This window comes from Vibrio nigripulchritudo ATCC 27043, assembly GCF_000222685.1.
In the GTDB taxonomy this organism is placed as follows: domain Bacteria; phylum Pseudomonadota; class Gammaproteobacteria; order Enterobacterales; family Vibrionaceae; genus Vibrio; species Vibrio nigripulchritudo.
On sequence record NZ_AFWJ01000065.1, the window covers coordinates 1 to 10,538 of the forward strand.

Genomic DNA, 10,538 nt, shown 5'->3' on the forward strand with positions numbered 1-10,538 from the left:
TACGTAATACAGAACATCGTAGAGCTCTTCAGCCACAGACCCTTTCAACTGACTTAACTCCGGCTGACCCGTTCTTCCTCCACGAATCGACTCAGAGAGCTCTCCTACTTCTTCAATCAACTTAAGAAAATAATGTTCTGGCTGATCAGGTGCATGATCAAATTCTTTAATGTGCTTTTGTAACTCAGATAATTTCATAACGCTCTAGTTGTAATTTTTTCAAATTGGTAACGCTTATATAAATGGCGATGTAATACGCCATTAGAGTGCCACAAGCTACTGAGATATTTAAGCTATTCGGCGAAATTCCGTTAGACTGGTTGCGGGGATTTAACCTGTCTTAATTTTTACCTAGCAAAGATTCTTAAAAAGTAAGGATAAAAGCGATAGTGAACGCAATGCCAAACGCAATGACAGTCACACCTCTATCCATATGTGAGATGCGGCATTTCAGTAAGCCAGAAAGTGTCGGAACTGCTTCTTCCTGAAACGACTCCGCTACTTTTAGATCATTTACCCGGACACCAAACGTAGCACAGAGAGACTTAACAGATTCAGGAGAAGCAATACCCGATTTTTCGATGCGTTGAATAGTTCTCAAGCTGATTCCGCTTACCTGAGCAAGGTGTGCCTGACTCCACGCATTTGATTTTCTCAGTCGCTTTAGCGTCTCTTTATCAACTTTCATCTATGCCACCATATCCTTCGTATTAGAGCTTTGTTCATTATCTTAGAAAATCCTTTCCCCGATACGACACTATTGTGACAACACTACGTCATTACAGCGCCATATCTCAGCCCTAATGCCCTGCTTTCTATGGTTTATTGGCTAGCTCTTCTTTGATTTTTTCTACACTTTTTCCGCCAACGGCAATGTTTTTGTCTGGTTGTTCACGTATGGAGATAAGAAAGAGCTCTTTGGGTATGCCTGTAATTTCTACAGAAACTTCGGTCAGCTTTTCAATAAGCTGTTCTTTTACTTCGTCGGTAAGTTGACCGGATTCAAAAGCAATGAAGGGCATGATTTACTCCTTTAAATTCATTGGTTGCACAGAACCATCGTATCAGCATCCATTCTATTTAACTCTCGAAAAACTGAGAATCTGGTGGATACGTCCAGTCAATGTGTCGCTTTTGACTGAAAACTTTTTAGAGATTCCAGACCTTTTGCCATCAACACAATAAAAACAGAACCCACCAATACCGGAGTTAACAAGAACAGCCACCCTTGCCCAGACAACATAATGAGAATAGGGTTCGCGCCAGCAGGTGGATGAGTCGTTTTAGTAACCAACATTGCGGTAACGCCTAAACCAGTAGCAATCCCCAGAGTTATAGGTGTCACATCCATATATTGAGAAAACGCCACTCCAATAAAAGCGGTAATCAAATGCCCTAAAATCACATTCTTTGGTTGAGCCAGTGGGCTATTTGGCACCCCAAACACTAAAACAGCCGTTGCACCAAATGGCGCCATAACCATCGCCACATCGTGAATATTCGCATCAAAAAAGGACAGCAGACCAATGGTTAACGCCGCACCAAGCCCAGCAATCACAGATAGAGAATAATGATTCATACATACCTCAATAAAAGTAGAACAAGTTGTCTACTTTCGATAGTAGACAGACTGGTATACTAATGTCAAGATACTCTCAGACGACGGAGGTTCAATGAGTCAGAAGAAAGAGCAGTTACTGGACACCGCCTTAGACCTTTTTTATCGGTTAGGCATAAACTCTATTGGTATCAATGAAATACTAAAGGAGTCTGGGGTAGCCAAAAGAACGTTATACAGCCATTTCAATAGCAAAGATGAGTTGGTCCTTGCTGCGTTGAATCGAAGGCACCAAACCTTCATAAACTGGTTGGAGGGAAAACTTGAAGGAGTAGAGTCTGACCGAGAGCTTGTGGACGTGTTATTTACTTCACTGAACAGTTGGTTCACCAACAATGAAAGACAACTTGGCGATTTCAGAGGCTGTTTCTTTATCAACACGTCAGCGGAATTCAGCGATCCCAACAGCGATATTTCGCAATACTGCAAGCATCACAAAGAGCAGGTTCGGCAGTTGATTAAGAGTAAATTAAAAAGCGATTCCGAAGAACTTTTGGATGCCATTTGCTTACTTAAGGAAGGGGCAATTACAACAGCCTATGTCACCGGAAATTACTCTCATGCCATCTCCAGTAGCTTAAATATTTTGCGGCGGTTTTAACGATCAGGCGCAAGTAGCTATCATATGTTCACAAAGCCAGCATCCTCTCATTGCTCTTGACCAGAGCAAAGATAGCCTTTTTGAGAAGCAACAACAGCAAACTCAACTGTATTCAATGCATGCATTGGATACAAAAAAACATGAGCTCATTATCGACAAATTGTTAACCGCTTGCTGGCAAATATTGGCAACTATGTTTTTAAGAAGTAAAAGCTGAGTAAAACCACAAATTAGACATTGATCACGTTTTGATCAGCGAGTATCTTTGCGCTCGAATTTTAGTCACTTTGTTACAACAGAAGAAACTCATGCTAGCATCTTTAAAAGCACTATTTGCTTCACGCAAAGATCACTCTGGTCGCAACATCAATACTGTAATCGCTCGCCTTGCGATTCAGACCGGTTCTAACGTTCACGCTTGGTCATACATTGAGCAGGACGCAGTTTACGAAAATACCTTCAATGGTCAGAAGATCTACTCACACGAACTGGCTAGATACGCTCTTTAATATCAGCGCTATCTTCTATTCAACCCCGTCCTTGATGGGGTTGAAAACCTTCCAGTTATATATGTATCAAAAGAATCTCGTCGTGAAATTGGATTGTGACGTTTATTGCTCAGAGCAATAACGCCAACTCAAAGTGCAAGAGACCTTAATTAGCATTATTCATCTAGAAATTGCCAGGTATCAGCGCCGTCAAAGGGTCGGACTTTAACCTCTGACTTAAAGAAATCTGGAAACATTCGATAATTAACAGCGAGCCTGGAATCAGGACCTGGAGTTGTCGATGTGTAGTGTGTGACACACCCGCACTTGCTGCATCTATTGAAGTTGATGTATTTATCACCGTGGCAATAGCTGTCTATGCCATCATGCCCTACTGACACTTCAACCGTTGCCTCAGTATAAAACCCCCAAATGGACGCATACCTTGAACAAATTGAGCAATTACAGCTCACTGCTGTCTGGTTGAACTTTTCAACCGACAACTGAACATTCCCACAATGACAACTTCCTTTAACCATCTAACTTCTCCCTAGTCCATCTATAAACACGCCTAAAAAGCATGCTAGAAACAACACTAGCACTGTATATATAAACAGTAAAGAGCAAGTCAGAAAATGATTTTGATCAGAGCGCCATAAACTCCTGACGTGTGTGCTTGTCAAAGTTTTCTAATGCATAACGAAAGGCTGTTCGAGGCAGCTGATTGTGATTGGATTTCAAATAGTCTTTGACTAATTGAGGCTCTTTTTTAGAAAGTACTTTCAGCAGCCAGCCATAACCTTTCTGAACCAGATAATGTTCGTCTTTGAGTAGCAGATCGCTAATTTGGAACGCATTCAACCCCGTATACGAACCTTTGTTTATTGGGTAGATGAGTACCACAGCCGCCGCTCTTCTGACGGCAAAATTATCGTGCTCGACCCAACTTAGGATCTTTTCAAACAACTCATTGTGTTGCCTAACCAACTCTCCAAAGGCATGAATACAAAAGTCATCGCAATCGTTCCAATCGGTAATGAACGTGAAAAGCCAACGTTCAAAAGTAGAGAATGTTTCCAACGTGTATTGGCTTTTTACCCGAAATGCCCAATCGTAAGCAATAACACCGTACGCCCAGTCTCTCTTTTCGAGTAACTCTTCACAAACCGAAAGCACATCGCGAATATCTTTGCTTTCGAGGGTTTTGTATACCTTTGCCGAGATACCACGCACCTGACTTGTGCGCACCCTTTGGTTTGGATAGTCAACCTCACTCAGCTCCGCCTCAATAGATTGGTATATGCTCACGAAAACTCCCTTTAAAAAAACGACATACGAACTATTACTTCGCTTTAGGCTACCACACTATCCCATAAGACGACTCAGAGTAACGTTATGCCACGCATTCTGCATCTATCTAACCGATACGATGGCTACAGGCACCTTTTCCCGAGTTGTCACGTGAAAAATGAAGCCAGATATAACTCGTAGTTAAGCTTTAATTCATCGTGATCTTTATTCCATTAATTCAGCTTTAACGATTAACCTTTAAGGATATTTAATAATCTTTAGAGACTGGTCTGGGAATCAATTTATCACCATCAGCCAAATTCGAAAAACAAACAAAATGTGATTAAGTTAAAAGTTTATTTTTAGAAATTAATTATTTGAAATAATAATCACGTTAAATAGATTCGAATGTCTTACTTCTATGACAATTTTCATTTATTTCATAAGCATCTACATAAGTACCTAAGTTGTAAAACCAAAGTTAAACACTAAATATCAATCAGTTAACACAAAAAGAAAACAATGAAAGTGCGTAAGAAACAGACCATAATCACTAGATTGTGACATCCATCTTAATGCGATTAGAAATAAATATAATATTTTAATGACAGACAAATTTCGTTTTTAAACTCAAATGAACTTTTCTTTCCATATTACTCAACAACTTATTTTTTCACTTCATAAAATTCATATTTCGATTTGGTTAAACTGAAAGTTCATTTCATTTTTAAAAGAAGTCCGTTAAGTGTGATCCACCTTAATAATATTTATATCTCTAACTGTTTAAATATTGCTTTAAGCCCTCAATTCCTATGTTAAGCAAGGAGAAAACATGAAACACAGATGGTTTGCAGTATGTCTGCTTAGTAGTTTTAGTATTGGTACTTTAGCGGATACAAACTCAGCATTTCGTGTCCACCCGTATTTGCAGAACCCAACAGATAGCGGGATGACAATCATGTGGCTATCGAACGAAAACGCACCAGGAGAAGTCAAATTGTGGCAGGGAAATAAGCCTGTCTCGTTCGAATCGACACCTCAGTTAGCGAAAGCACTGGAGTACTTTCCAACTGAAATCGAAAAATTTGGCAGCACTTTGCCCAACCAGAAAGCACCTTATATCCATAGCATCACAGTAACAGGGTTGGATGCGGACACTGAATACAACTATAGCGTGACTCAAAATGGTCAAACCTATAACGCGACCCTTACGACAGCGCCAAATCAGGATGGCAGTGTTCGGTTTATGGTGTACTCAGATTCTGAAACAGAGCCAGAATCTACTGGAAAAACCCGCCGCTGGTCAGAACCTTTTGGTGACTTTAACAGGCAGTACATTGTTGATCAGACAGTCGGCTACCAACAGAATCTCAATGTCATAGCGGAACGAAAACCAGACTTTGTCGCTATTGCTGGAGATTTGGTTGAATCAGGCAATGAGCAGCGAGACTGGGACGAGTTCTGGCGACATAACTCTGGAGAGTTAGGTACTCTCGCATCACGTGTTCCGATTCTTCCCGCACTTGGTAACCATGAAAACTATCCGGGACCAGACGGAGGAGCGAAAGAATACGTTGAAGAGTTTTCTGCACAAGCCATCGCTCGTTATCAAGCCTATTTTGATGTACCGGACAACGGCAGCAAGCGTTCTGTATTTAAAGACCGATATTACCGTGTCGACTACGGACCTGTAACCTACATCACGATAGACACGTCTGATGGAAAAAAAGACAAGTCCAGCCAAGACACCAACTGGCGATTGTCTGGGATAAATGCCCCCGACTTCAACCCGGGTTCTGAGCAATACCAATGGTTAGAGAAACAACTGGCAGATGCCCAGAAAACCAGCCAGTTTACCTTTGTTCAATTCCACCATGTTCCTTACTCAGTAGGTCCGCATGGGTTCCCGACAGGAAGTCAGGGGTTTGAAAAAGGCGAAGACAATCAGTCTGGTGTGCCTGTTCGAATACTGACCCCGCTGTTTAAGAAATACGGGGTAGACGCAGTATTTGCCGGGCATGACGAAATGTACGAGCACTCGGTTGTCGAAGGTATTCATTTCTACGATGTTGGTATTGGTGGTGACGGTCTTCGTGGTCCTTACTTTGGTAAAGACGGGAAATACGATGTGCCTCTGGATAACCCGCATCAAGTCTTTCTGGCTCACCTTGACGCGCCTGAAACCTGGAAAGGCAAAAAACTGGTCAGCGGCGGAAAGCACTATGGTCACCTTGAAGTTAACGTAAGCAAGGACACCAAAGGAACATGGTCGGCAGAAATCTCACCAGTCTATGTCTTCCCGATCATGAATGATGCCGGGAAAATTCAAAGCTGGGAGCGAAGAGTTTACGACGACGTAGTCACCTTAACTAACTAAAACCCACCTGTGCCAATAAAGACAAGCAACCTTTATTGGCACTTTTCTTTTATTAGATGCCCTTTTATAAGGCATTCATTCGTATTGAGCATTTTGAGAATAAGCGCATTGTGGCTCCGATATCTCGTAAGCTAAACTGAGCTTAGTAACAATAACAACTCAAATCGCAATGACCGAAACCGAAAAGCGCCGAGAAGCCATTCTGACTCATATTCAGACCCACCAGCAGGGTGATGTGAATGAGTTTGCAGCGCGGTTCAACGTTTCTAAAGTCACCATTCGCCACGACCTGAACTGCCTTGAAAAACAAGGCTGCATTACACGTTGCTACGGTGGAGCAAGGTTAAATCGCCAGTTTGCTTTCGATCAGCCTCTCAACGACAAACAGCAAATCAACAACCGTATCAAATCGGCATTGGGGGCTTATGCAGCTAACCTGATTCAGGATGGAGACACCATTTTGCTGGACTCTGGCTCCACCACTGAGCAGATTGCTCATCATTTAAAAGGAAAGCGCAACCTTACAGTGATGACCAACGGCATCAACATCGCTTACCACCTCGCCAATCAGAATGAGGTAGACGTGATGGTTACAGGCGGAATGTTGCGCAAGAACTCCTACTCTCTCCACGGTTCAGCAGGGGAACACCTGTTGGGCGGTTATCACTTCAATATTCTGTTTGTCGGTGTCGATGGTTTTGATAAAGACGCAGGGATCAGCACGCCGCATCAGGGGGAGGCCGCCATTAACCGGAGAATGCTTGAAGCGGCGCAAACCGTGATAGCCATTACCGACTCTTCCAAGTTCAATCGCCAGAGCTTTTGCTCCATCGCCCGCCCCGAAGAAATCGATATGCTGATTACCGACAGCGGAATACCCCAAGACTATCTTGAAAGCCTAAAAGCCAAAGGAGTCGACGTACGAATAGTAGATATTCCGAAAGAATAAACCACTCACCAATTCCCCCTTTCACTCAATTTTTTCTTTTCAGCTCGATCAGAAATCGCCCTCATTTTCATAAATTGTGATCTCACGCATGAGCCAATTCGAAATTCAATGATTGAGCGTGGTTTCAATTCGTCTTTCAGTTTTGAAACCCTAAATCCTAACGATTAAACAAAATTCCACCAGAAAAACGAAAGCCAAGTCTTTCACTTACCTTGAAACGAAAGGGTTTTCGCTTCCAAAACGAAAGAAGACCTCCTGTGATCGACCTTTCATTTTTGATTCAAATTGCCTGCTGTAATGCTCCACAGAAAACAGCAACACCAGTTGGAAACTGGTGAATAACTGAGAAGGCAATGCGATGACCAGTACTGAAAGACGGCAAAAAATCATGGAGCAAATTCGTTCTTATGGTTCGGGAAAAGTGGAGACTTTTGCCAGTCAGTTTGATGTCTCGACCGTGACCATTCGCCATGATCTCAATGTGCTGGAAAAAGAAGGTTGTGTGTTCCGCTGTTACGGTGGTGCAAACCTCAATCCCAATTTTGCATTCGACCAGCCACTTTACCGAAAAGACCAACTTAACCGCAGTACCAAACAGCAAATCGCCTTTGCGGCGGCTCAGCTCATACAGGACGGCGAAGCCATCATTATGGATTCAGGTTCCACAATCGGGCTGATGCCACAGCACCTGACTCAAAAGAAACACCTTATCGTTTTAACCAACGCCCTGAACACGGCTTACCAACTGAGCAGCAACGAGCAAATTGACCTGCACGTGGTTGGAGGAAGCCTGCGCCGTGCTTCGTGTTCACTGACTGGGCACCATGGCGAGCAGCAGATCCGCTCTTACCTGTTCGACAAACTGTTTCTGGGTGTCGATGGTTTTGACCTCGCGGCTGGCATCACCACACCAGACAGTCAGGAAGCACAAATCAACCGCACCATGTGTGATGCCGCGCGCCAAATCATCGCGGTGACCGACTCAAGCAAGTTTGGGCGCAAAAGCTTTTGCATGATTCGGGCAGCAAGCCAGATCGACATTCTGGTCACCGACAGCAACATCCCTGCTGCAACTCATCAGGCATTAATCGACATGGGTGTCAACGTCATTCTCGCGGACCAAACCGTTAACTAGGAACCAATATGAAAACGCTACAGTCATTGATTGAACAACATAAACAAGGGCATTCCACCGGGATCTATTCCGTGTGCTCTGCCCACCCTCTGGTTCTGGAAGCCGCTATCGGGCAAGCCGCCAGAGACAATCAATTGGTTCTGATCGAAGCCACCTCCAATCAGGTGAATCAGTTTGGAGGCTATACAGGAATGACACCCAAAGACTTCGCCAGCCACGTTTATCAGCTTGCAGGTCAACACAACTTCCCAGCTAAAAAGATTGTGCTGGGCGGTGATCACCTTGGTCCGAACTGCTGGCAGCACCTTAGTGCTCGTCAGGCAATGGAAAATTCCGCGCAGATGATTCACGACTACGTGAGTGCCGGATTCAAGAAAATTCATCTCGACTGCTCTATGTCCTGCGCCGACGATGTTACGCCACTGAGTGAAACCATTATGGCAGAACGCGCAGCCCAGCTTTGTCTGGTGGCTGAAAATGCATGGAAGGAAACTGGCGGAGACGCGCCTTTGTATGTGATAGGGACAGAAGTTCCGACTCCCGGCGGGGCTCTTGAATCTCTGGAACAGGAAGGGTTGAAAGTCACCAAGCCGGAAGAAGCCATCGCCACGCTAGAAGCACATTATCAGGCATTCACTGACGTAGGTTTAGAGCACGTCTGGCAGCGAATTATTGGACTTGTCGTACAACCCGGCGTGGAGTTCGACCATCACTCAATTCATCACTACCAGAGCGACGCTGCTCAGTCGCTAAGTAAGATGATAGAGGAGCAGCCCCATCTGGTATTCGAAGCGCATTCGACCGATTACCAGAACCCAACGGCATATCACGAGCTGGTTCACGACCACTTTGCCATTCTGAAAGTCGGTCCTGCCCTCACCTTTGCTCTGCGTGAAGCCTTCTTTGGTCTGGAACGTGCCGAACGAGAATGGCTTGGCAATCATCAAGCTTCTCACCTTCGCGATACGGTAGAGCAGGTAATGCGCGAAGAGCCGGACTACTGGCGCACACACTATGTCAGCAAAGGTCATCAACAGTTTCTGGATTGCAGCTACAGCCTGAGCGATCGCATTCGTTATTACTGGACACACCCTGAAGTTCAGAGCGCACAACAGGTTTTATTTAGCAACTTACTGGCAAGCCCATTGCCTCTGACATTACTCAGCCAGTATCTGCCCAATCAGGCGAAAGCCATCCTTCAAAACCAAATTCAAAATCAGCCCGCTGACATTGTCATTCACAAGATCATGGAAGTGACTCAAGTCTACTCCAGTGCGTGTTATTCCAATTCGGCGGCGTGCAAGGAGACGATTTAATGACCACATTTTTAGGCTACGAAACCGACTGGCTTGAGAGCCGAAATGGTATTCATACCGCTAGGGAAATTGAGCATCAACCGCAACTCTGGCGGATGCTTTCAAGCGAGATAGAAGCGCAAACCGAAACCACCAGTGCTTTTCTGTCGCCTCTGTTATCAAGACCCGATCTTCGCATTATTTTGACTGGTGCAGGAACCTCTGCCTTTGTTGGCGACGCAGCTGTGCCTTTCCTTCAGGCAGGATTAGGTTTTCAGGTTGAAACCATCCCGACGACCGATTTGGTTTCTAACCCGGAGCAATACATTAATCCGAATTGCCCGACGCTTCTGGTCTCGTACGCCCGTTCTGGAAACAGCCCTGAAAGTGTGGCCGCTGTGGAACTGGTCAATCAGCTCGTTCCAGAAAGCTTTCATCTGTTTTTAACCTGCAACGCAAGCGGTGCGCTGTCCCGATACGCGGACACGGTTTCCAATGCTCATTGCCTGCTTATGCCAGAAGGCTCAAACGACCAAAGCTTTGCTATGACATCCAGTTTCACCTGCATGTTGATGTCGACCCTGACCTTGCTAGGCGGTCACGCCGCAACCCAATCTTCAGAAAAAATCAGCGCCATTGCCGATTTGTGCGAACAAAAAATCAAGCAGTGGCAACAGGCAATTAAGTCTCTGGCAGCCCTACCCTACGAGCGATTGATTGTGCTTGGCAGTGGCGGCTTCAGCGGGTTAGCGCGCGAAGCTTCTCTGAAGTCTTTAGAACTCAGT

13 protein-coding genes are annotated in these 10,538 nt (G+C 44.6%); 7 read left to right on the forward strand and 6 right to left on the reverse strand.

Features of this window, described 5'->3' with window-relative positions; translation table 11 throughout:
• From RH89_RS07385 to RH89_RS07400, 4 genes are all read right to left on the reverse strand, one after another.
• On the reverse strand, nucleotides 1-198 hold a 198-nt coding region (locus tag RH89_RS07385), incomplete at its 3' end, for a nucleoside triphosphate pyrophosphohydrolase family protein (RefSeq protein WP_004400698.1).
• A gap of 166 nt (nucleotides 199-364) precedes the next feature.
• A complete protein-coding gene (locus RH89_RS07390) occupies nucleotides 365-688 on the reverse strand; it encodes a helix-turn-helix transcriptional regulator (RefSeq protein WP_004400699.1) in 324 nt (107 codons plus the stop codon).
• Between the two features lie 127 nt (nucleotides 689-815).
• The gene (dmpI, locus tag RH89_RS07395) at nucleotides 816-1,022 is read right to left on the reverse strand and encodes a 4-oxalocrotonate tautomerase DmpI (protein ID WP_004400700.1); all 207 of its coding nucleotides are present in this window, start codon (nucleotides 1,020-1,022) and stop codon (nucleotides 816-818) included.
• A gap of 98 nt (nucleotides 1,023-1,120) precedes the next feature.
• Nucleotides 1,121-1,579, reverse strand: coding sequence for an HPP family protein (locus RH89_RS07400; RefSeq protein ID WP_004400701.1), 459 nt, complete (start codon nucleotides 1,577-1,579; stop codon nucleotides 1,121-1,123).
• 94 nt (nucleotides 1,580-1,673) lie between these two features.
• Between RH89_RS07400 and RH89_RS07405 the strand changes: the two genes are divergently transcribed.
• The gene (locus tag RH89_RS07405; RefSeq protein ID WP_004400702.1) at nucleotides 1,674-2,219 is read left to right on the forward strand and encodes a TetR/AcrR family transcriptional regulator; all 546 of its coding nucleotides are present in this window, start codon (nucleotides 1,674-1,676) and stop codon (nucleotides 2,217-2,219) included.
• 308 nt (nucleotides 2,220-2,527) lie between these two features.
• A complete protein-coding gene (locus tag RH89_RS07410) occupies nucleotides 2,528-2,728 on the forward strand; it encodes a hypothetical protein (RefSeq protein ID WP_004400703.1) in 201 nt (66 codons plus the stop codon).
• A gap of 155 nt (nucleotides 2,729-2,883) precedes the next feature.
• Here the strand turns inward: RH89_RS07410 and RH89_RS30725 are convergent, their stop codons facing one another.
• Both RH89_RS30725 and RH89_RS07415 read right to left on the reverse strand, forming a co-directional pair.
• Entirely contained in the window at nucleotides 2,884-3,246 is a 363-nt protein-coding gene (locus RH89_RS30725; protein WP_004400704.1) for a GFA family protein, read from the reverse strand.
• 106 nt (nucleotides 3,247-3,352) lie between these two features.
• Nucleotides 3,353-4,015 carry a DNA alkylation repair protein gene (locus RH89_RS07415; RefSeq protein ID WP_004400705.1) on the reverse strand — a complete coding sequence of 221 codons (663 nt, stop codon included), beginning with the start codon at nucleotides 4,013-4,015 and terminating at the stop codon, nucleotides 3,353-3,355.
• A gap of 814 nt (nucleotides 4,016-4,829) precedes the next feature.
• Here RH89_RS07415 and RH89_RS07420 point away from each other — a divergent pair.
• The 5 genes from RH89_RS07420 to RH89_RS07440 all read left to right on the forward strand — a co-directional run.
• Complete coding sequence (locus tag RH89_RS07420; RefSeq protein WP_004400706.1) at nucleotides 4,830-6,374, forward strand: purple acid phosphatase family protein; 1,545 nt, start codon at nucleotides 4,830-4,832, stop codon at nucleotides 6,372-6,374.
• 169 nt (nucleotides 6,375-6,543) lie between these two features.
• The gene (gene agaR, locus RH89_RS07425) at nucleotides 6,544-7,323 is read left to right on the forward strand and encodes a transcriptional repressor AgaR (protein ID WP_004400707.1); all 780 of its coding nucleotides are present in this window, start codon (nucleotides 6,544-6,546) and stop codon (nucleotides 7,321-7,323) included.
• A gap of 358 nt (nucleotides 7,324-7,681) precedes the next feature.
• Nucleotides 7,682-8,458 carry a transcriptional repressor AgaR gene (gene agaR, locus RH89_RS07430; protein WP_038145249.1) on the forward strand — a complete coding sequence of 259 codons (777 nt, stop codon included), beginning with the start codon at nucleotides 7,682-7,684 and terminating at the stop codon, nucleotides 8,456-8,458.
• Nucleotides 8,459-8,466: 8 nt separating this feature from the next.
• Nucleotides 8,467-9,774 carry a D-tagatose-bisphosphate aldolase, class II, non-catalytic subunit gene (locus tag RH89_RS07435; protein ID WP_004400712.1) on the forward strand — a complete coding sequence of 436 codons (1,308 nt, stop codon included), beginning with the start codon at nucleotides 8,467-8,469 and terminating at the stop codon, nucleotides 9,772-9,774.
• Nucleotides 9,774-10,538 (forward strand): SIS domain-containing protein (locus tag RH89_RS07440; RefSeq protein ID WP_004400715.1); only part of this gene is annotated, 765 nt, incomplete at its 3' end. The genes RH89_RS07435 and RH89_RS07440, both read left to right, overlap by 1 nt.